At 53.8% G+C, this 20,423-nt stretch carries 17 protein-coding genes; 5 read left to right on the top strand and 12 right to left on the bottom strand.

All coding sequences use genetic code 11. The annotated features are described in order from the left end of the window. The first annotated feature begins 147 nt into the window (after positions 1 to 147). Positions 148 to 2,211: a TonB-dependent siderophore receptor gene (locus tag KF947_RS05065; RefSeq protein ID WP_227405634.1), complete on the top strand. Its 2,064-nt coding sequence runs from the start codon at positions 148 to 150 to the stop codon at positions 2,209 to 2,211. Between the two features lie 103 nt (positions 2,212 to 2,314). Here the strand turns inward: KF947_RS05065 and KF947_RS05060 are convergent, their stop codons facing one another. The 10 genes from KF947_RS05060 to KF947_RS05015 all read right to left on the bottom strand — a co-directional run bounded on the left by KF947_RS05060 (position 2,315) and on the right by KF947_RS05015 (position 12,553). Beyond that, entirely contained in the window at positions 2,315 to 3,349 is a 1,035-nt protein-coding gene (locus tag KF947_RS05060) for a trans-3-hydroxy-L-proline dehydratase (RefSeq protein ID WP_227405633.1), read from the bottom strand. Positions 3,350 to 3,357: 8 nt separating this feature from the next. Beyond that, a complete protein-coding gene (locus tag KF947_RS05055) occupies positions 3,358 to 4,080 on the bottom strand; it encodes an amino acid ABC transporter ATP-binding protein (protein WP_133729940.1) in 723 nt (240 codons plus the stop codon). Further along, positions 4,073 to 4,741, bottom strand: a complete 669-nt coding sequence (locus KF947_RS05050) for an amino acid ABC transporter permease (protein ID WP_208862626.1) — start codon at positions 4,739 to 4,741, stop codon at positions 4,073 to 4,075. Before KF947_RS05050 ends, KF947_RS05055 begins: the two co-directional genes overlap by 8 nt. Before the next feature lie 10 nt (positions 4,742 to 4,751). Continuing rightward, positions 4,752 to 5,417, bottom strand: coding sequence for an amino acid ABC transporter permease (locus KF947_RS05045; RefSeq protein ID WP_133729941.1), 666 nt, complete (start codon positions 5,415 to 5,417; stop codon positions 4,752 to 4,754). 3 nt (positions 5,418 to 5,420) lie between these two features. Next, positions 5,421 to 7,199 (bottom strand): aconitase X, encoded by a 1,779-nt coding sequence (locus tag KF947_RS05040; RefSeq protein WP_227405632.1) that lies wholly within the window; start codon positions 7,197 to 7,199, stop codon positions 5,421 to 5,423. A 70-nt stretch (positions 7,200 to 7,269) separates the two neighbouring features. Continuing rightward, positions 7,270 to 8,082: a transporter substrate-binding domain-containing protein gene (locus KF947_RS05035; protein ID WP_133729943.1), complete on the bottom strand. Its 813-nt coding sequence runs from the start codon at positions 8,080 to 8,082 to the stop codon at positions 7,270 to 7,272. 346 nt (positions 8,083 to 8,428) lie between these two features. After that, a complete protein-coding gene (locus tag KF947_RS05030) occupies positions 8,429 to 9,094 on the bottom strand; it encodes a GntR family transcriptional regulator (RefSeq protein WP_133729944.1) in 666 nt (221 codons plus the stop codon). A gap of 186 nt (positions 9,095 to 9,280) precedes the next feature. Further along, complete coding sequence (locus KF947_RS05025; RefSeq protein ID WP_227405631.1) at positions 9,281 to 10,585, bottom strand: NAD(P)/FAD-dependent oxidoreductase; 1,305 nt, start codon at positions 10,583 to 10,585, stop codon at positions 9,281 to 9,283. 14 nt (positions 10,586 to 10,599) lie between these two features. After that, a complete protein-coding gene (locus KF947_RS05020) occupies positions 10,600 to 11,538 on the bottom strand; it encodes a dihydrodipicolinate synthase family protein (RefSeq protein WP_227405630.1) in 939 nt (312 codons plus the stop codon). 79 nt (positions 11,539 to 11,617) lie between these two features. Beyond that, complete coding sequence (locus tag KF947_RS05015) at positions 11,618 to 12,553, bottom strand: 4-hydroxyproline epimerase (protein WP_227405629.1); 936 nt, start codon at positions 12,551 to 12,553, stop codon at positions 11,618 to 11,620. A 291-nt stretch (positions 12,554 to 12,844) separates the two neighbouring features. Between KF947_RS05015 and KF947_RS05010 the strand changes: the two genes are divergently transcribed. The 3 genes from KF947_RS05010 to KF947_RS05000 all read left to right on the top strand — a co-directional run bounded on the left by KF947_RS05010 (position 12,845) and on the right by KF947_RS05000 (position 14,939). Next, complete coding sequence (locus KF947_RS05010) at positions 12,845 to 14,191, top strand: serine hydrolase domain-containing protein (protein WP_227405628.1); 1,347 nt, start codon at positions 12,845 to 12,847, stop codon at positions 14,189 to 14,191. Positions 14,192 to 14,277: 86 nt separating this feature from the next. After that, positions 14,278 to 14,520 carry a FitA-like ribbon-helix-helix domain-containing protein gene (locus tag KF947_RS05005; protein WP_133729951.1) on the top strand — a complete coding sequence of 81 codons (243 nt, stop codon included), beginning with the start codon at positions 14,278 to 14,280 and terminating at the stop codon, positions 14,518 to 14,520. Beyond that, positions 14,517 to 14,939, top strand: coding sequence for a type II toxin-antitoxin system VapC family toxin (locus KF947_RS05000; RefSeq protein WP_227405627.1), 423 nt, complete (start codon positions 14,517 to 14,519; stop codon positions 14,937 to 14,939). The genes KF947_RS05005 and KF947_RS05000 overlap by 4 nt, the downstream gene beginning before the upstream one ends. A gap of 107 nt (positions 14,940 to 15,046) precedes the next feature. Here the strand turns inward: KF947_RS05000 and KF947_RS04995 are convergent, their stop codons facing one another. Both KF947_RS04995 and KF947_RS04990 read right to left on the bottom strand, forming a co-directional pair. Then, positions 15,047 to 16,885: a 3'-5' exonuclease gene (locus KF947_RS04995; protein WP_227405626.1), complete on the bottom strand. Its 1,839-nt coding sequence runs from the start codon at positions 16,883 to 16,885 to the stop codon at positions 15,047 to 15,049. A 197-nt stretch (positions 16,886 to 17,082) separates the two neighbouring features. Continuing rightward, positions 17,083 to 17,934, bottom strand: a complete 852-nt coding sequence (locus KF947_RS04990; protein WP_133729954.1) for an ABC transporter ATP-binding protein — start codon at positions 17,932 to 17,934, stop codon at positions 17,083 to 17,085. Positions 17,935 to 18,216: 282 nt separating this feature from the next. On the opposite strand from KF947_RS04990, the gene KF947_RS04985 reads away from it, so the two are divergent. Next, positions 18,217 to 20,355: a TonB-dependent receptor gene (locus KF947_RS04985; protein WP_227405625.1), complete on the top strand. Its 2,139-nt coding sequence runs from the start codon at positions 18,217 to 18,219 to the stop codon at positions 20,353 to 20,355. Positions 20,356 to 20,423: the final 68 nt, after the last annotated feature.

The following is a 20,423-nucleotide window of genomic DNA, read 5'->3' as shown; positions in this document are numbered from 1 at the left end:
TCACTATCGAGTAGCGTTGAAAATCCCCGCACTAAGCAATTGAAAGCAGCTATCCAAAAGCACTATCATGAATACTAATAACAACGATTATCATGATGTTTGTTGCTCTTTTTTCTCTTTGCTCCTAATTCCTACTGAGATCCTATCATGCCTCGTCTGCCGTTTGCTCGTCGTCCTTTGGCGCGCTCTATTTCCGCACTGATCCCCGTCACTGCGGCGCTCTTTTGCGTATCTACCTATGCTCAGGAAGAAACCACTTCCAACGATACCGTGGTGGTCACCGCCACGGCGCTAAAAGTCGATGCCCCGCTAGTAGAGACGCCACGTCCGGTCTCAAGCGTTGACCGTGAAGAGTTGGAAACCCGTAACGTCCAACAGCTGGATGAAACGTTCCGCTATCGCGCGGGCGTGCTGTCGGGCCATTACGGTAGCGACAACAATACCGATTGGTTCAAGGTGCGCGGTTTTGATCAATCGACTTACCAAGATGGTCTGCGTATCTACCGAGAAGGATTTTATCAGTGGTTGCCCGAGCCTTATGGCTTGGAACGAGTGGATGTCTTCAAAGGCCCCTCATCGATTCTTTACGGCGAGGCGCCTCCTGGCGGTTTGATTAATGCGGTGAGCAAGCGCCCGACCGAAACACCCCAAGGCGAGGTGAACCTGCAGCTCGGTAACCGCAACCATCGCCAAGTCGGGGTTGATACCAGTGGCCCGGTGGGGGAGTCTGACGATGTACGCTATCGCTTAGTGGGATTATACAAAGAGCGCGACGGCGATTTAAACGCCACGGATAACGAGCGCTACTACTTTGCGCCGAGCCTGGCGGTTGATCTTAGTGAAGACACTAGCGTTACCTTTTTAGCCAGCGTGCAAAAAGATGATGGCGTTCCCGTTAATGGCTTTAAGCTGCCCTATGGCACTGTGGAAAACACCCCTTTTGGCCACATCGACCCACAGACCAACTTGAGCGAGCCTGGATACGATCAGGATAAACGCACTCAGTGGGGGATAGGTTATGAGCTTCGCCATGCGATTAACGATACCTGGTCGTTTGAGCAAGACCTGCGCTATAGCGAACTGGACTTAGAGCTGCGCAGCACCTACGCACTCTCCATGGTTGATGAGCGACGCGCCTCCCGTGGATTGGTTTATCGCGATGGTTCCATTGATAGCTGGACGATTGATAACCGCATGGTGGGTACTTGGTACGGTGATCGCACCGAGAATACGCTGCTGCTGGGGGTTGATTATCAAAACTTGAGCCTGCGCGGCCAGGAAGGGGATAACTATGCGTTCGGCGAGCCGATTGATATTTTTAACCCAACCTACGGTAACTTTACGCCGATTGCGGAAGAAGATCTGCTAACTCGGGAAATCGATAAAGAGCAGACCGGCCTGTATGCTCAAAACCAGCTGCGTATCGATGACCGCTGGGTGCTACTGGGCGGCGTACGCTACGACCAAGCGGAAACGGATAACCGTAATCAAACCGCAGGAACCACTCAGCGCTCAGATGACGACCAAGTGTCTTGGTCAGGTGGCGCGATGTACCTGGGTGAAAACGGCGTTAATCCTTACGTTAGCTACACTGAGTCATTTGACCCAGTGGGTCGAGTTGATGATGCGGGCGACCTGTATGATCCACGTGAAGGTCGCCAGTGGGAAATAGGCGCTAAGTTGGCGCCGTTCGACTGGGATGGCTATGTAACGGCGGCAGTTTTTGATCTGGAAGAGACCAATACTCTAGTGACCTCTCCAGCAGGCTTCCAGGTACAAGAGGGCAAGCGTACTTCTCAAGGTTTTGAGTTGGAAGGGGTGGGTTATATTACCGATGCGTTAAAAGTCACCGCGGCTTACACCTACACCGATGCCCGCCTGGAAGGCGATGAGCGTGCGCCGTTAATCCCGCGTCACCAAGCTTCCACATGGTTGGATTACGCCTTCACCGGCGGCGCGTTAAATGGCGTGACCCTGGGTGGTGGTGTGCGTTATGTGGGCAGCACCGTTGATACCAGCGTCGCCGACAACACGGCAGTGGATAGCTACACACTGGTCGATGCCATGGTGGGCTATGAGTTTGCTGACGGTTGGCAGGCCCAGGTCAACGTCAACAACCTCACCGATAAAGAGTACGTGGCCAGCTGTGAGTACTGGTGCTACTACGGTGAATCCCGCAGTGTGATTGGCAGCGTGAAATATAGCTGGTAAAAGGCTATCTCGAGCTAAAATCCCTATTTAATGAGTGCCCACTATCTGCGGATGACGCAGGTAGTGGGCGAGTTAATGACTGGTAATTTTCGGATGTTTCAGTCTATGTTAAATCTCTCGGCCAGGTGTCTGAAAGCTGATAACCCTCTGGCCATGGGTCGCTGGGGTCGAGTAAATGTTGATGAGTACCAGTAATCCAGGCCCGGCCAGCTAGGCTGGGGATAATTGCTGGTCGACCCTCCATATCGCATTGGCCTTCAATTCGGCAATCAAACGTCGAGCCAATAATTGATCGGCCGATAAAGCGCTCTCCAACCTTCAATTGGCCTTTCTCGTGCAGCACCGCCATGCGTGCAGAGCAGCCGGTGCCACAGGGAGAACGGTCAATCTTACCAGGACGAATCACCACTGCATTCTTGGCGGTTGCTACACCGCTTTCGTGGCTCACCGGTGCAGCTATTTGGCAAAAAGATATATGTGACCATTCTGGATTCAATGGATGCGTAAACCCCAGCTGTTCATTGGCAGCATGGGTAATCTTAAGGCCGGTGGTGACTAAATCGGCTGCTTCATCAGCATGCAGTGAAAACCCCAGCTGTTGGGCGTCCGCGATGACGAAGCTATCGCCCCCGTAGGCGGTATCGACTTGCAGCGATCCTATCCCTTCAACCTCGATCCAGCGGTCAATTTTGTCGGCAAAGGACGGTACGTTACGCACTTCAACTTTCTCGGCCTTGCCGTCTCGGCATTGCGCGGTAATCTCAACCAGCCCCCCTGGCGCTTCCAGTACCAAATGGATGACAGGCTCCGTCATAGGCAGAATGCCGCTATCGAGCAGCACCGTCGCGACACAGAGCGAATTAGAACCGGACATCGGTGGTGTGTCGGCGGGTTCCATGATGATCCACGCCATCTGGGCACGAGGGTCTTTTGACGGCACCAGTAGATTGACGTGGCGAAATACGCCCCCGCGTGGCTCGTTGAGCATGAAATTGCGCAGGGTTTCATCCTGTGCAATCCAGCGTGATTGCTCCCATAACGTATCGCCAGGTGGTGGGGCGACGCCACCGACGATGACGTCTCCGACTTCTCCCTCGGCATGACAGCTGACAACATGAATGACTTTGCTTGAACGCATGTAAACCTCTAGACCACTGACTTGAGAAAGGCGGCTGTTTCTGGCTTCTGCGGGTTATCGATCACTTGATCGGGAGGGCCAATCTCATGAATGAGGCCTTCGCGGAAAAAGGCCACACGGTCGGATACGTCACGGGCGAAAGGGATTTCGTGGGTGACCAGAATCATGGTCATGCCGTCTTCGGCCAGCAGGCGCATGGTATCAAGTACTTCGCCAACTAATTGCGGATCAAGTGCCGAGGTAGCCTCGTCGAAAAGCATATAGTCCGGTGACATGGCCAGTGCACGGGCAATTGCCATACGCTGCTGCTGGCCACCAGAGAGCTTACCGGGAAATACCTTGAGTTTATCGGCAAGGCCCACATGGGTGAGTTGCTTAACGGCCAATTCTTCAGCTTCCGCTCGACTCTTACCCAGCACTTTGCGTGGCGCGAGCATAGTATTCTCCAGCACATTTAGATGCGGAAAGGCGTTCCATTGCTGGAAAACAATACCAATCTTCTGCCGCAGCTTATTAATGTCGGTGCCCTTGGCATGTACCTCGGTGCCATCAACCCTGATTGATCCGCCCTGGATATTTTCCAGCCCGTTGATACACATCAGCAAAGTTGACTTCCCCGAGCCGGAGCCCCCTACAATCGAGACCACTTCGCCCTTTTGAACGGTTAGGTCAACGCCTTTGATCACTTCCAGGTCTTTAAACGACTTATGTACTTTTTCGATCTCAATCATTCTGCTGCCACCTTTTTTCCACTTGGGCGCCTAGGCGGGAAACCACCAAGCTGATGAGGTAATAGATAAGCCCTGCGATGCACAGCACCAGCAGTGGCTCCTGAATGCGTGTGACGATGGCCTGGGAGGCACGGAGTAATTCAATGATGCCGATCCACATCACTAACGCGGTGTCTTTCATGGCTGAGAGGGAGAGATTCAGCCAGCCGGGAAAAGCGACACGCGTTGCTAATGGCATCACTACGTAGCGCAGATCTTGCCAGTAGGTCATGCCCAGCGAACGGCTGGCTAAACGCAGGTTCTGGGGCACCGATAGCACGCCGCTGCGCACAATCTCGGTGCAGAAGGCGGCTACATAGACGCCAAGTACGACACAGCCAACGGTAAAGGCGCTCCAGTCCAAACCGACAATGCTCTTGAGCGAGTTGAACAGCACAAACTGGATAAGCAGCGGCACGCTGCGAAAGATATCCAGAAACCACCCCAGCGGAATAGTTGCACGGGGCAGCAGTGCACGGAGTAGCCCGCAAGAGACGCCCATAACGGTGCCCAGCAGCATCGACCAAAACGTCAGTAATAGAGTGACCCAGGCCCCTTGAAGCAGAAACAGCAGGTCGTTCCAGGTGAAGCTAGTTGAAAACATAAAGCCATTTGAAAACATAGTCAGGCCCTCAATAGCGGAATAGCCGCCAGGCCAGCAGCCGGGCTATCACTACAATCAGTTTGGCGATCAGGTAATAGAGCACCGCTGCCAGCGCAAATAACTCAAAGGTGCGGAATGTTCTAACGTTGTAATCCTGAGTCACGCCGGTGAGATCGTTATTCAGGCCAACGATAACGCCCAGCGATGTCATTAATACCGCCCACACCATCTGATTGGTGATCGGGTAAAAGACGATGCGCAGTAGTTGCGGTACCACCACCAATCGATAGGCCTGGAAGCTACTCATCCCCAAGGAGCGGGCTGCGCGAACTTGGGTGTCGGGTATTGCTTTAAGGCCACCGCGAAAGTTTTCAGCTAAGTACCCCGCGTTATTAAAGGTAATACCCGCTAATAGGGCTGCCCAGGAGCTGACGTGCATACCGATAGCGCCAAGACCGAAATAGACGATATAGATCTGGAACAGCGCAGGCGTATTGCGGGCGATTGATACCCAGGTGCCAGCTACTGCTCGTGTTGCGGGATTAGGAGCCTCCCGCATCGCCAATAGCGCCAGGGCGATTAAGATGCCGAAGATCATCGATAGCGCTGCGGTCTCAAAGGTAACAACAGCGCCCTCGAGCATATCCGGCAGGGCCCTAAAGGCAGTTCGCCATTGGAAGGTATAATCAAACATGGCTTAGTGTGCTCCTTGACGAGTCGCAACGGCCGTCAGCCAAGTGGGCAGGCGACCACTGGCCTCTCCACTGCATGCGGTCTCGACGCACTCGGCAAGATTGCCGAAGTGCACCTGGCGACCGACTAACCCTGGGGCGTAGTGGGCATATTTTCCCGAATTGGTCATTAGTGTGCGCGCCGTTGGTGGCACCACGGGTTCACCCAGCATGCACCAGCAGGTATCGTTGATAAGCTGTGCTCCGAAGCGCTCCAGAGTGGTGATGTATCCGGCCGCGCTGGCGTCGTCATACACCGCTCGCCCCAGCGTGACCGCCATGGCGACATCCGGATGTTTGCGACGTCCTGAACAGAGCGCTGCCAGCGCCGCACATTCGCTCAACGAGAAGTGGGGGTTGCCCAAAGAGATAAGGTCTACCTGGGATGCTTCAGCATGATCCAGCTCGTACCAACTAGCGAGTAGATCAGCTGGCTCGATGGTTAGATGACGTGAAGGCGGGAGGCCGCCGAGGGCCTGGGACTCCCGCATCGCTTCCGGAGTAATCTGGCTAATATGGAACATCGGCGCGGCGGAGGTGGTTGCGAAGGCTGCACAGAATGCTTTGAGATCGTCGCGACTGGGCGCTGTGTTCTCCAGGCCGCAAAGTAAGGGAATCTCGCTGCCGCAAAGCAACCCCACGTGATACCCAAGCAATGGCCAGAAAGCATCATCCAGGGAATCGAGAGGCTTAACGTCAATACGCAACGTGGCAAAACGCCCCTGATTTCGATGTGCTCCAATGAAGGGCGCGCGCCCCGTCAACGCGATGCAAATATCCAGATAGTCCGGATATTTCAGCGTTCGGGCCGCCAGCACACTATTGGCGTATACAACGGCGTTAGACTCGGCCCACACGATTTGCTCGCCAGCTTTGGGAGCGCTGTCGAGTAGATAGGGCGCACAGGTGTAACTGAGTTGCGCGCCCATGGCCATGTAGGCATTGCCTAGTGCGCTGGCAGGCTCGCCGAAAGCGGGGTCGATGCCCTGCGCCCGCCAGCGGCACTGATCAACCGATATAGAATTGAGTGTAGTGGGAACGCGCACTTGGGCGCCCCATTCCACTAACTGCTCAGCGAAACGCAAACTGGCTGGGCCGGTATAAATGCAGCCATCAATATGCGCTTGGCTGATGTCAATCAGTTGCTCGGCTCCTTGGAGCTCGGCCACTCGCAGCACGATTCGCATAGCCTCCTGGGCTGCCTTACCGTAGTGGCCTGCGAGTAGCGCTTGGTCATCATCGCTTAGCGTTAGGCTGGAGGGGGCTAGGGTGGATAGCTGAGAATAGCGGGTGGTGGCCTCTGCTGCTGAGTACTCTTGGGAAGGCATGTCGGAAAGGTGTATTTTTTCATTTTCAATATGTGCATATTGCCCTAGCCGCAGCGTGGCAAATGCTTCGGGGCCGACGAACAGCACCGGAATAGAGGCTTCAAATAGCGTTTCGGCAATGATCACACCGAGGGTCAAAATCTCTTCTTGTTCGGCAAATATCAAGGCGGATGGCGCGTTTTGACCGGTAAGCAACTCAAGTAGCACGCTGCTGCCGGTACATGAGCCACGTCCACTAGGCAGGGCGAGTATACGTCCGGCAAGGCACTGGCCCTTTAACGGATGGTGACAGTCAATTATCTCGCCGCTGAACGGGTCGACACCACCCCAAAAGCTCAAGCCAACGTCGGTATACAGTAATTCACCCTGCGTTGAACCACGCACCAGGCTACGACCGGTGAGCGAAACATCAGACATAGTGTCATCTCTTTCGTTGGGAAGAACGCGCCACCAGAGCGGCGCGCGATACATTGTTATTATTCAGCGATTAGTAATAAACGTTGGGTACGGTCAGATCGACTGGCTCACCGCCTACCCATTTGTCGTAGAGTTCCGCATAACGTCCGGTGCGCACCTGCTGGTTCACGAATAAATTTAGGTAATTCAGAAGGCCATACTCGGTGCGGTTAGCTGCCAGGGAAACGTAATCAATAACATAGGGTGCTTCGCCGGCAATTTTCAGCCCCTCATATTTGCCGGATTCGAGAGTCGAGGAGGCGACTGTGTTAGTGACAACGGTCGCATCAATGTGCCCTTGGGCGACGGCCAGAATGGTGTCGTTCTGAGTTTGGTAAGCGCGGAAACTGCCGTCACCCCACTCATCTACATCTTCTTCCAGCGCCATTGCTTCGTAAGTGCCACTGGTATTGCCGACAGGACGACCCTGCAGATCATCGTACTGCTCGATACCAGTGTCTTCACGGGTCAGAACGACCATCTGAAAGGCGAAGTAGGGGATGGTCATGCCAACGGTTTTGGCACGCCCCAGGGTGTCAGAGGTGGAGGCGACGATAACGTCGGCGCGGCCAGAAACCAGCGCAGGAATACGATCGGGGAAAGGTGTTTCAACGATTTCAGCATCGACTTCGAGGACATTGGCCAAGTCATTACAGTAGTCAACATCGAAACCGACAGGTTGGTTGTTATCGTCGCGAAACCCCATGGGGGGAAAATCGAGGGTGACGGCACAACGTAGGGTGCCTGAGCTAATTATTTCATCGAGCTTGTCAGCCTGTGCCTGACCGATGACGGATACACTCAAGATAGCGGAAAGCGCTAATGGAGCGGTCTTGTTTATCATTTTTGACCTCCTAGGTGGGCTTTGCTTGGCTGCTAGAGACAGCAAACTTAGTATTTATTATTTCGGATACGATTTGCAAGTTTTGAGTGTGTTAATTGAAATTTAAATTTAAGATATTGTTTTAATTGATTTAAATAAAAAAATTGAGTGGCGGTGCGAGCTGGAATATTAATAAGAGTGCAGGTAAAAACCGCTCTATCAGCGCTTTGGAGCCTCAGCGTTGAAACAGATCACGCAAGAATCAAACAACAGATACTGGGAAGTTGGGTAGCGATTCGAACACCGCTACCCGGCGGACAAAGAGGGCAAGGTTTAGTGGTCTAAATCCTTTCTGAGAAGTCAGTGGCTACTCAGCAAGCCGATTAGGTAGATGGTCGTAGAGTGTTCGACACACACCAATAATATGGCGTTCAACCAACGCAGCTGCTTCGTCGGCGTCGCCTTTGCGGCAAGCGGCAATAATAGCGCGGTGCTCTTTGTCAGCGCGTGCCTTGCCCTTGGACAAGCTCAACTGTAAGCGGAGATAGCGCTCCACCTTATCGTGGATAGAGCGTATCAGGCTCATCATGAAGGGGCGTTGTGCAGGCTCGTAGAGGCAGGCATGGAACTCCCAGTTCAGTGCGGCCCAGCGGCCCACATTGTCCTCATTATTGAACTCGTCGCAAATGCGCTCAGCATTGTCGAAGGTGGTTTGGCTCATATTGGGGACTGCCAGACGAATAGCTTCTACCTCGAGCAGGACGCGAACTTCAAACATCTGGGCGAGCTCGGGTTCAGAGATCTTCGTCACAACGGCGCCCTTGTTGCGCTGAAAAAGCACCAAACCCTCTGCTTCCAGACGCTTCAGTGCTTCCCGTACAGGGATTTTGCTAACATTGAATTTATTGGCAATATCATCCTGGCGTATTGGCTCACCCTCTTCGAGCTGGCCGGCAATAATGGCTTCGCGCAGGTGTTTTACGATCACCTCAGATGCCGAGGGCGTAATGCCAAGATTAGGTGCGTTAAACATGATAAGTGGCAACGATGAGAGTCCGTAGTTGAGAGGAATATACCAGATACTGTATACCAACCCAGAATTATGCAATTTATTTTTTGCGTCACAAAGGCGTTGGGCTCCAGCGCGGCCACGGGTGAAACATCAACAGGCCCTAGATAAATACTGACGTTTTTAGCAATGCCTGCGTTCGGTTTCCAATCAGGTAAATCGGCTTATTCGATAAGGTGATAAGTCGGCCACGGCATGATTGGCTGCGCTAGGGTGACGTTCTCCTTGTGTCGCTAGATTGGCGATGATTTCTGCTGTCAGTGCCGCTTGCGTCAGGCCAAGGTGGTGGTGCCCGAAGGCCAGCAAGACTCTACCGCCTTGGACACTGTCAATAATCGGCAAAGAGTCGGGTAGGGAAGGGCGAAAGCCCATCCAGGGTTTGGCGTCAGTAATATCCAGCTCACTTCTAAATAACCCCTGGCTGAGTTTATGTAGCTGCCAGGCACGCTGCATATTGGCTGGCCGCTGAAGGCCCGCAAATTCAACGGTACCTGCCAAGCGTAACCCCTCTTCCATTGGTGTCATGATAAAGCGGCGCTCCAATGACGTAATCGCTACCGGTAGCCGTTCCCGCTCATGGGGAAGCATTAGATGGTAGCCCCGCTCAGTATCCAGCGGAATACTGGTGCCCGTCAGCGCAGAGGTAAGTTTGGCCGAGTGAGCCCCGCAGGCGATCAGCACTTTGGAGGCTGTCAGGGTAGTTGAGCTATCCGTCTGCAAGCTAACGCAGTGACCATTCACACTCCCTGACGCTACGGTTGTCTGCCGGAACTGTACGCCGTTCGCTTTGGCGGCCTGAACCAGAGAGTTAACCACTTGCCAAGTATTGATAACATGGGCGGTGACTGGGAAAAATAGGCCCCCTTGAATGTTATCCGACAACTGAGGGGCAACGTCGCGAATGGCATCGCCTGACCAACGTTCCACCGCGACTTGCTGCTCGACCATACGTGCCCGCAGCGCCTCTAACTCGTCGACATTGTCGGCTTTTTCGTATACCAGGAAGGAGCCCTCTTCTTTGAGTAAGTGCCTGCCATCGATGCTGTCGAGTAGCCGTTGCCAGGCGGCCAAACTCTGCTCATTAAGCGCACGAATACCGGCGACGCTGGCTTGATAAGGAGCTTGACGCAGGTTCCAGAGTAGCCGAGTGAACCAGGGTAGTGCCTTCGGCACATAGCGCCAATCCAGCCGCAGTGGTCCCATCGGATCCAGCAGCATTTTGGGAAGTTGCTTCACAATGGCGGCATCGGCAATGGGGAATACCTGCTCCGTTGCCATATGTCCGGCGTTTCCATAGGAAGCACCAATGCCGGGCGGCTGACTATCCAACACCACGACGCGCCACCCTTGTTGACTTAACGATAGGGCACAAGCCGTACCAATGATACCGGCACCGATAACGATGATATCAGCCTCCACATTGGGGTCGCTGGTTGCCTGTGGGTGTGCGTCCATGGCAATTCCTGGTTTCATAGCGAGGCAGACCAGCTCGCGTACCAAGTGCGGAACAGCGCGTACTGGGACTCCACATAATGACGCTGCGAATCGTTGAGCGCATCGGTTTCATTAAAGTGTAGGGCGTATTCAGCATCGCCGTTGAGCACCATCAGGTGCTTGTAGTAGAGAACCAGATCGCCGCCTTCGTCGAAAGAAGAGAGCACACCTAGTGCTTCCTCTAGCTCCATGGCTAAACGCCGTGCTTTGACGTCCCCTTTGGCGGCCTGTTGGCTGAGCGAGACAAGCTGCAATACCTCTCGGGGAAGCGCATTGCCAATCCCGGTAATAGCACCCGTGGCACCACAATTGACGAAGCCGTGGTAAACAGTGGTATCGACACCGACCATCAGAGTGACATCTTCGTCTTGAGAGGTAATGTTTTCCGCGGCATAGCGGAGGTCATCGGCGCCGCCAAACTCTTTGAAGCCAATCAGGTTCGAGTATTTGTGGCGTAGTTCAAAGAATAAGTCGGCACGTGTGGCGAAGCCGTAATAGGGGCTGTTATAAATCACCGCAGGTAGCTTGGGCGCCGCATCCAAAATGGCCGAAAAGTGTGACTTCTGTGCAGCCGCCGAGGTGCCTCTTGAAAGCACCCGGGGAATCACCATCAGCCCTTGAGCGCCAACTTTGGCTGCGTGAGCCGCATAGGAGACGGCTTCACGAGTGTTGATGGCTCCGGTACCCACAATGGTGGGAACGCCTGCCTCAACCAAGCGCGCGACACCCTCCTGGCGTTGCGCTTCGCTAAGTAATGGCCAGTCACCCATTGAGCCGCAATACACCACGCCGCTCATTCCCAGATCCACCAGTTCACGGCCTTTAGCCACCAGGGCATCGAAATCGGGTTGGCGGTCAGCGCTGCAAGGGGTCATTAACGCCGGTATGCAGCCAGTAAAAATGTTATCGCTCATCGTTGTTCCTTTTCGTTTGGTGTTATCAGCTATACGGAGTTGGCGCTGGGTTCGAAAGTGGGGCAGGCGTGGTCATTGATTACGAGTCAGTGATTCCCCAGGCGAATGGGTCTTGCTCATCAATCAAAAGAGTGGTGTCGGCGCTCAGGTAGGCGCGACCCTTAATGTAGGGGCGAATGCGATCACCCTCCCATTCGTAGTACCCCTCAAACTGGCTGTCACAGATACTTGCCTGCACCCAGGTTGCGCCGGGCGCCAGCTTGCCATCCGCCGCCAGGCACGCCAGCTTGGCGCTGGTGCCAGTGCCACAGGGGGAGCGGTCATACGCCTTGCCAGGGCAGAGCACGAAATTACGGCTATCAGCCACGGCGTCATCGGCAAACAGCTCGATATGATCGATCAGGCCGCCGTCTTCGCCGGTAATGGCCGCAGCCTCCAGCGCCTGACGAACGGCCCAGGTGAAGTTAGTCAGCACTTCGACGTTGTCGAGGGTCAGTGATTGACCATGGTCGCTAATCAGGAAAAACCAGTTGCCACCCCAGGCAATATCGCCGTGTACCCGCCCGAAGCCTGGTACCTCCAAGGGCACTTGCTGGCGATAGCGATAGGCGGGCACATTGCGCACGGTAACGGCGCCGTCGTCATGCAGGGTTGCACTGATCGGGCCAACTGGCGTGTCGATTTTGTGATCGCCAGATGATATCAAGCCCAGGTGATGCAGGGAGGCCACCAGCCCTATAGTGCCGTGGCCGCACATGCCCAGATACCCGGTATTGTTGAAGAAGATGACCCCGCAGGTCGCATCCGGCGATTCAGGTGCACAGTAAAGCGCCCCCACCAGCACATCATGCCCGCGAGGCTCTAACATGCAGGCGCGCCGCCACTGATCATGGGATGTGCGCAGAGCGTCACGCTTTTCCGCCATAGTGGTGCCAGGCAGTAAGGGAAACCCCTCCATGACTAGCCTTGTCGGTTCACCCGCCGTATGGGAATCAATCACACGTATGCGTTTCATGGGGCACCTGCGGTTTTTGGATATAGGTGATTAATGGTGAAGATAGCAGCTTACCCGTCTATTCGCTGTTTTTTTATATCTTATACAATATTCCAAAAGCCTTGTGAAGCCTGTGCAAAGCAGTAAAGAAGCTAGCTCAACTGGGGGGTAATGAAGTGCTTATCAAAGCGTTGCAAGAAAAATTGACTTGCTTTGAATCCGGTAATTTAGAAAACCAAGGTGCTTTTCTAGCTATACTGAGAAATCTGACTGTTCAGTTTCTTTGCAGAACAGCTCGCTTAGGAGCAGGCCATGCCACGTTTATCCCGTCAATTCATCTGCGTCTTACCTTTTGCACTGGCTGCTGTATTGCCTTTCATGCTACCTAGCTGGGCAGGTGCCGCCGCTGCGCAGGCTGACGTGTTAAGCGCCGAGGAATCAGACCCTAACCGGTTGGGCTGGATGCAGGGATTTCCGCCTGTTTCTGAACGGGTAATTGGCCAACCTGACTCCAATTACTTTAGCTTTCCTAAAATGCGCTGGACGGTGTGCCACTTCCGCGAATTGCTGCCCACTAAACAGGTAAGCCGTGGGTTAGGGTCACCTTCGCCGCTTACCTACGCGCTGGATGACGCCATCAACGGTGTGATGTTTACCCCGCTTGACGGTAGTGAACCCATGACGTGGCAGGCGTCGCTGAACGAGAACTACACTGATGGCCTGCTGATTCTTCATCAGGGGCAAGTAGTGTATGAGTACTACGCTGGCTGTTTAGATGAGGCGGGCCAGCACGGGGCAATGTCGGTGACTAAGTCGATGACCGGCCTGTTGGGGGAAATACTGGTAGCGGAAGGAGCGTTGGATGAAGAGGCGCTCGTCGGCGACATATTGCCAGAACTGGCCAATAGCGCTTTTGGCAATGCCACCGTGCAGCAGTTGCTAGAAATGACCACAGGCCTTGCCTATAGCGAAGATTACAGCGACCCCAATGCGGAAATTTGGGCTTACAACGCAGCGGCAAGCCCGCTCCTCAAGCCTGAAGGCTACTCTGGGCCACGCACTTACTATGAGTATTTAGCCACCGTACAGCCGGAAGGTGAGCATGGTCAGGTGTTTGGCTATAAAACAATCAATACCGATGCGCTCGGTTGGGTAATTGCGCGCACCACGGGCGAGTCAGTGACGTCGTTGCTGTCATCGCGAATTTGGCAACGCATAGGCGCCGAGCAGGATGGCTACTTTACCGTTGACTCCATCGGTACACCGTTTGCTGGTGGTGGTTTAAGTGCAGGCCTGAGGGATATGGCCAGAGTAGGACAGTTGGTGCTGAGTGAAGGTGTTATTGACGGAGAACGGCTATTTCCTGCTGCGGCGATAGAACGTATTCGTCAAGGGGGTGACAGGCAAGCGTTTGCCGCTGCAGGTTACCGCTATTTACCTGGCGGCAGTTACCGTGGCATGTGGTGGTCGCTGCATAACGACCATGGTGCATTTGCTGCCCGCGGTGTGCATGGGCAAACGATATACATCGACCCCACCGCGGAGATGGTAATAGTGCGCTTTGCATCACACCCGGTGGCAGGCAATGCCGCCAACGACCCCACCTCACTCCCAGCTTATCAGGCAGTGGCTGAGTATTTGTTGGAGAAAGCCCCTTAGGTCAGGGCTGCCCGCCGTTCCGTATTTCATCATGTGCTATCATTGCAATCAATGATGTCAGTGTTAGCAATGAAAAGGGTGTGCAAATGGCAACTATAACGGTGCGTAATTTGGATGATGAACTCAAAGCGCAGCTCCGCGTTCAAGCGGCGAGCCATGGGCATTCTATGGAAGAAGAGGTACGGCTTATTCTTCGCAAGGCGTTAGTAAAGCCACAACAGGGTGGGTTGGGAAGTCGCATTCATCAGCGTTTTGCCGCTGAGGGCGAATTGGAATTAGCGTTGCCAAAACGTGAGGAAAAGCCAAGAGCCGCGGACTTTGAGTCGTGATTATTCTTGACACCAACATATTGTCGGAATTGATGCGCCCTGCGCCCAATATGAGGGTAGTTAATTGGCTTAATGCTGAGGAGCCTCTCGGCGTCACGATAACCGCTATTACCGTGGCCGAAATTCTTTACGGCATTGAACGTTTGCCTGATGGCAAGCGTAAGCAGCGCTTTGCACAGCTAGCCGTCGAGATGTTTGAAGAAGACTTTACCGACCGTGTTTTACCTTTTGATGAAGTAGCCGCTGCCTATTATGCAACGTTAGTTGCCGACAGCGAGCGTTCCGGCCGGGTAGTGCATTCTGCTGATGCTCAAATCGCCGCCATTTGTCAGCAGCACCACGCCCAGCTTGCTACCCGCAATGTGAAAGATTTCGAGCATTTAGGCATCTCCATTATTGATCCCTGGCGAGTCGAGTAGCGTCTTCAATGCTGACGAAGCACAGTGTTGCTAAACAATCTGTATCTACAGACCTAGAGAAGTAGTGGGCTTATCCGCCGCGCTTCCAGCCCATCAAATGGTACACCTTAGGCCAGCTCGGCCAGCCGTTCAGTGTATGCGTTTAACTTGCTGCTGGTTATCATTAAGCGACGGCGGGCGCGGGTCATACCGACGTACAATAGGCGAGTCTCTTGGGCATAGCGCTCTTCATTGTCGGCAAGTTCACCCACGCCACATAGCAGCACAGTATCAAACTCCAGCCCTTTACTACTCTGTCGGCTAAGCAGCACTACCTCATCGGCCATCGGGTCATACTCTCGTTTGGTGGCGGCATCTTGGAGACAGCGACTAGGAATACCCGCTTCCTGAAGGGCACTATGGAAGCGTTTACCTTGAGTGTTGTGGGCATAGATAATGGCAATACTGTTTAACTCGCTGCCGTCTTCACGCCAACGTTTCACGCAGTGAGCGATATAGCGAGCTTCGTCCTCTTTATTGTGGCGCAGGCGAAAGGCGGGAGTGGGGCCGCTAATACCCGCCACTTCTGGTTTAATCAGCGGGATATGGTCGTCGTCCGCATCGTGGGATTGTAGAAAGTCTTTAGCAAAATCGTAGGCGAAGGTAAGAATTTCCCGAGTATTACGATAGTTTAGCTTTAAGATAGTCGTTCGCCCACGCGCCTGAATGCCTGCTGTAGAGAGCGGAAATTTTAAAGACTGCTTCTGGTAAATTGATTGGGCATCGTCATAGAGAAGTAATAACGAGTTGGTGGTGGGGTCGATCATCTGTACTACAAGCTTTAGCCTAGCCTGTTCAAAGTCGTGGCCTTCATCAATCATTAACGCGCTGTATTGAGCACGAGGTATCCACCCCTCGTCGACTGCGTTAATCACGCTTTCTACCTGCCTTTCGTAAGCGGGCTTGCTGCCAGGCAGCGTTTTGATATCGTAGGTATCAAGCTGCCGCTTACACCACTCATGGAAGTGATGAACCTGCACTTTTTCCGCAATGCCTTTTTCGGCAATGAACTTGCGCAATCGAGCTGCAAGCGTAATGTTGAAGCACAGCACGAGCATTGGCTTTTGGACAGCCTGAGCCAAGTGCAGGCAGCGATAGCCTAAGATCAGTGTTTTGCCAGAGCCCGCCACCCCATGAATCACACGATGGCCATCGCCCATATTGCGTGCCAGCCGCTCTTGCTGAAGATCCATTACGCGTACGACATCCGGAATCATTTCAACAGCGTGCTGAGTATCTTCTTCGTCGTCAAAGAGATCTTGAGTTGGCGAGTCAATGCGTACTTCTGGAAACAGCTGCCAACGAATCCGATCAATTTGTGGTACGCTTAGCTCCCCGCCAAAGTTGTAATCAAACATACCCCACAAGCGCTGCTGAAATGCTTCTGGATCGGTCGTGGGGAGCATCTCATCTTTACAGATAAGCCGATGGGCGGGGAGTATTCGTTCCTGATCTTCTGCGCTGACAGCCTCATTCCACTGGCGACGAGTGATATTGGGAAAGACGACGCCGTGGCCATATGGGAAGCAAAGTTTACCCTTGTAGCGTGTGTTGGTTTGAGTAAGCTGAGGATCTCGTTCCAATTGGTTAATGGCGGTAAATGAACACTGCCGAGCTTGCTGCAAAGGGTTGCTAACGGTTTTGAGCCCTTCGTTTGTGACGATTTCCGCCCGTTCTGGCGTCATCGAACGCAGGGTGTCAATTTTCCAATCTTTGACTTCTAGAAAGAGCAGACCGCGACTAGGGTATAGCAGAATAAAATCCGGATATCGGCGCTGCCGCCCAATCGGAATGTCGTACCAAACTAGATAGTTATCTTCCAGGAGGCTTTCCAGCCGTTGACCAAAACGACGTTCGCCGCTGGTCATTCGGGTAATGGTGCTTAACGCTGGAAGGATGGTAGCCATATTGTAGTGTTCCGTAAAAGCGGTGTTGCCTGCTGCTTATTAGATGCGTGATCGCTAAATCATCTTAATAACAGAGTGAGCCCGGCACAACTAATTACCTCTTTATATCGCCTTCCATTTTGGTGCGGGATGACCAGCATGCTGGTTGCACCTTTCCAATTATTGATCCTTGGCGGGTTGATTAGCGTGTTCAAGTATCACGATACAAAGCGTTGCTGGTGATGGGCATTATGTTCAGTGGCGGGTTGGCTACGCTTACGCGGTACGCAAATCGGGCTGCCGCTTTCAGGGTCGTGGATGACATGGGCATCAAGGTCAAAGACGCGCTTGAGATTGGTTGCGGTAAAGACCTCGCTAGGTGCGCCGCTGGTGACGATACGGCCATCACACATCATCACTAACTGATCGGCATAGGCGGCGGCCAGGTTTAGATCGTGGAGTACCAGTAGTAGGGTGCGGCCTTTCTCGTGGGCCAGGCGCGAAAGCAGTTCCAGCAAATCTACCTGTACCTTCAGATCCAGAAAAGTAGTGGGCTCATCAAGCAGGATCAGGTCGGTTTGCTGGGCCAGCACCATGGCAATCCAGCAGCGCTGGCGCTGGCCGCCGGAGAGCGCATCGACGTTGCGCTCGGCAAACTCCGTCACGCGGGTATACGCCATGGCCTCACGAATAGCTTCTGCGTCCTGCTGAGCATTTTTCTGCCATAACCCTTGATGCGGAAAACGCCCCATTCCCACCAACTGCTTTACGCTCAGCCCCTCAGGCGCTACCGGGCCTTGGGGCAGAATTCCCAGACGCTTGGCGACCTCTCTCGTTTTGCTGCGATGGATATCCTTACCGTCCAAATACACATGCCCGCCACTAGGCATAAGCGTACGGGCAAGGGTTTTCAGCAGCGTCGACTTGCCACTGCCATTGGGCCCCAAAAGCACCGTGAGCTTGCCTTCCTCAATCGCAATGTCGACACCATCCAGTACACGTCGAGTGTCATAGCCCGCGTGCAGGGCTTCGCCCGTCAAGCGAGGTGGCTGATGAGAAGGCTGTGTCATGAATGTGCTCATTGGGGTTGTTTAAGCAGGCAGAACCGTAAGCCAAAATATTCTCATTTTCAATATTTGCCATTGCTCAGCACGAAATTGCTCATTACTTTAAACGTCGGCCGTAGAGGAAATGGGGGTAAGAAAGGGGGAGAAATAGTCTCGTTACCCTGAACACTTCGTTCCGCTTGAGTAGACCTTTGTGACTTATATGCATAAAATAATCATTATTATTTAGATGTAGATTACGTTTTCACGGTAAGGTTCACTCAAAAGCAGGGGGATAAAAACTAGATGTACACTAAGAAACGCCAGGTATTTTGGCCTACGGTGACACTCGCCGGTTTGGTAGCTGCCAGCCATGCTTATGGGCAGGAGTCTGCTTCTACAGAATCGCAAAGCGGCGCCAGTGATGCCGACTCGACCATGGTGGTGACGGCCACCCGCAGCCATAGCGAAGCGGGCCAAACACCACAGCGGGTTACGATCATTACCCGTGAACAGATCGAGCAGCAGCTGGCCATCACCGACGACCCGGGCCAGGTGCTTAGCAACCTGATTCCCTCTTATTCCCCCAGCCGCCAAAAGCTCTCCAACGCGGGTGAAACGTTCCGCGGCCGTGATGCCCTGTTCCTGATTGACGGGGTGCCGCAGTCCAATCCGTTGCGCGACAGCTCGCGGGATAGCTATACCATTGATCTTTCCATGGTTGAGCGTATTGAAGTGATCCATGGCGCCAGCGCCGAGCATGGTTTAGGCGCTACGGGTGGCTTGATCAACCTGGTGACCCGGCGTGCCGAAGGCGGAGGCATTAGCCAGCACGCAGGCATTAGCCTGACCATGGATGATGATCTCCAGTCGGATGGGCTAGGCAACAAGCTGGACTACCGCATTAGCGGCCAGCAAGGCGACTGGGATTTCGTTGCCGCAGCAACGCGTCAGGAGCGCGGAGTTTTTTACGATGGCAACGATGAGGTGGTCGGTATCGCCTACCCAGGCGAGCTGCAAAACTCGGAAAGCTACGATCTTTTCGGCAAGCTGGGCTACTGGATCGACGACAACCAGAATATCGAGTTCTCGCTGAACCACTTCGATTTGGAAGAGGGCAACGACTACGTACCGGTAGCCGGTGACCGCTCCGCAGGTGTTCCCACCACGGCACGCAAAGGCCGTCGTGACGGCGAGCCTGGGTTCAACGAAGTGACCTCGGCGCGGCTTTCCTACTCTCACGCTGACTGGTTTGGCAACGAGCTGGATGCCCAAGTGTATCGTCAGCGCTTCCGCGCACGCTTTGCCACTACGCCATTTTTCCCTTATCTGGATAGTGCAGGGGATACCCAGTATGACCAGACACGCAATGAATCTGACAAAACGGGCGCCAAATTCACCTTAAACCGTGACGGTATGCTGGACGACCGTTTGGGTGTGACGGTTGGTTTGGACGTATTGGAAGACGAAACAAGTCAGATGCTGGTGCATACCGGGCGTACCTATGTGCCGGAAAGCCGCTATCGTAATTTGGCGCCTTTCCTGCAGGGCCAGTTTAAGCTCGCGGATCCTCTCACGCTGCATGCCGGGGTGCGTCACGAGCATGCTGAGCTTGAGGTAGATACCTTTCAAACCATCGACCGCAGCAATATTACTCAAGACAACGTTACCGTTGATGGCGGCAAACCCAGCTTCGATGAGACGTTGTATAACGTCGGCTTAACCTATCAAGCAACCGATTGGGCTCAGCTGTATGCCAACTACTCGGAAGGGTTTGGCATGCCTGACGTGGGTCGGGTGCTGCGCGGTATTGGCACGGCGGGCCAGGATGTGGATACCCTTCTGCAACTTCAGCCTATTGTTACCGATAACCGAGAAATCGGCGCGCGTTTTGACTGGGATGGTTACGGGCTAGAGATCAGCTACTACGAGTCCAACTCGGATTACGGCCAGCGGCTTACCGAGCAGAATGGCACCTGGGTAGGCAGCCGTGAGAAGACCGAGATCCAAGGCGTTGAGATTACCGGCGACATGCAGGTGGCGGACAAGCACGATCTATCGCTCTCCTATGCCCACACTGAGGGCAAGTCAGATCAGGATGGCGATGGCAGTGTGGATACCAAACTCACCGGTATCAATATCGCCCCGGATACGCTCAAACTGGGCTGGAGCGCTACCTGGAACGACCGCGTTTCCACGCGCTTGCAGGGTAGTTACTACTTCGATCGCAGCGTCGATAATCCTGCGCTTGATTTTGACGGCTACGGCCTAGTGGATGCTTCTCTGGCTTATCGCCTGCCCACCGGCAGGGTGTCAGTGGGTATCGAAAACCTCACCGATGAGGATTACCTCACTTACTACTCTCAAGCCGCACGCATCAGCGATGAGTACTACTTCACTGGGCGAGGCCGCACTTTCACGCTGGGGTACCAGCTGGATTTCTAGTCAGCCGCTTTCTATTTTCTATGTTTTGTGCTCGATACTGTTTGGCGGCGCCTTTGGGGCGCCGCTTT

Source organism: Halomonas sp. FeN2 (assembly GCF_020595105.1).
Lineage (GTDB): Bacteria > Pseudomonadota > Gammaproteobacteria > Pseudomonadales > Halomonadaceae > Vreelandella > Vreelandella neptunia.
This window is presented reverse-complemented; position numbering and strand designations above follow the sequence as displayed.

What these genes read in the sequence shown, in the direction of transcription:
- KF947_RS05065 (WP_227405634.1), top strand. Translation starts at nt 148, where the DNA reads ATGCCTCGTCTGCCGTTTGCTCGTCGTCCTTTGGCGCGCTCTATTTCC.
- KF947_RS05060 (WP_227405633.1), bottom strand. Translation starts at nt 3,349, where the DNA reads ATGCGTTCAAGCAAAGTCATTCATGTTGTCAGCTGTCATGCCGAGGGA.
- KF947_RS05055 (WP_133729940.1), bottom strand. Translation starts at nt 4,080, where the DNA reads ATGATTGAGATCGAAAAAGTACATAAGTCGTTTAAAGACCTGGAAGTG.
- KF947_RS05050 (WP_208862626.1), bottom strand. Translation starts at nt 4,741, where the DNA reads ATGTTTTCAAATGGCTTTATGTTTTCAACTAGCTTCACCTGGAACGAC.
- KF947_RS05045 (WP_133729941.1), bottom strand. Translation starts at nt 5,417, where the DNA reads ATGTTTGATTATACCTTCCAATGGCGAACTGCCTTTAGGGCCCTGCCG.
- KF947_RS05040 (WP_227405632.1), bottom strand. Translation starts at nt 7,199, where the DNA reads ATGTCTGATGTTTCGCTCACCGGTCGTAGCCTGGTGCGTGGTTCAACG.
- KF947_RS05035 (WP_133729943.1), bottom strand. Translation starts at nt 8,082, where the DNA reads ATGATAAACAAGACCGCTCCATTAGCGCTTTCCGCTATCTTGAGTGTA.
- KF947_RS05030 (WP_133729944.1), bottom strand. Translation starts at nt 9,094, where the DNA reads ATGTTTAACGCACCTAATCTTGGCATTACGCCCTCGGCATCTGAGGTG.
- KF947_RS05025 (WP_227405631.1), bottom strand. Translation starts at nt 10,585, where the DNA reads ATGGACGCACACCCACAGGCAACCAGCGACCCCAATGTGGAGGCTGAT.
- KF947_RS05020 (WP_227405630.1), bottom strand. Translation starts at nt 11,538, where the DNA reads ATGAGCGATAACATTTTTACTGGCTGCATACCGGCGTTAATGACCCCT.
- KF947_RS05015 (WP_227405629.1), bottom strand. Translation starts at nt 12,553, where the DNA reads ATGAAACGCATACGTGTGATTGATTCCCATACGGCGGGTGAACCGACA.
- KF947_RS05010 (WP_227405628.1), top strand. Translation starts at nt 12,845, where the DNA reads ATGCCACGTTTATCCCGTCAATTCATCTGCGTCTTACCTTTTGCACTG.
- KF947_RS05005 (WP_133729951.1), top strand. Translation starts at nt 14,278, where the DNA reads ATGGCAACTATAACGGTGCGTAATTTGGATGATGAACTCAAAGCGCAG.
- KF947_RS04995 (WP_227405626.1), bottom strand. Translation starts at nt 16,885, where the DNA reads ATGGCTACCATCCTTCCAGCGTTAAGCACCATTACCCGAATGACCAGC.
- KF947_RS04990 (WP_133729954.1), bottom strand. Translation starts at nt 17,934, where the DNA reads ATGACACAGCCTTCTCATCAGCCACCTCGCTTGACGGGCGAAGCCCTG.
- KF947_RS04985 (WP_227405625.1), top strand. Translation starts at nt 18,217, where the DNA reads ATGTACACTAAGAAACGCCAGGTATTTTGGCCTACGGTGACACTCGCC.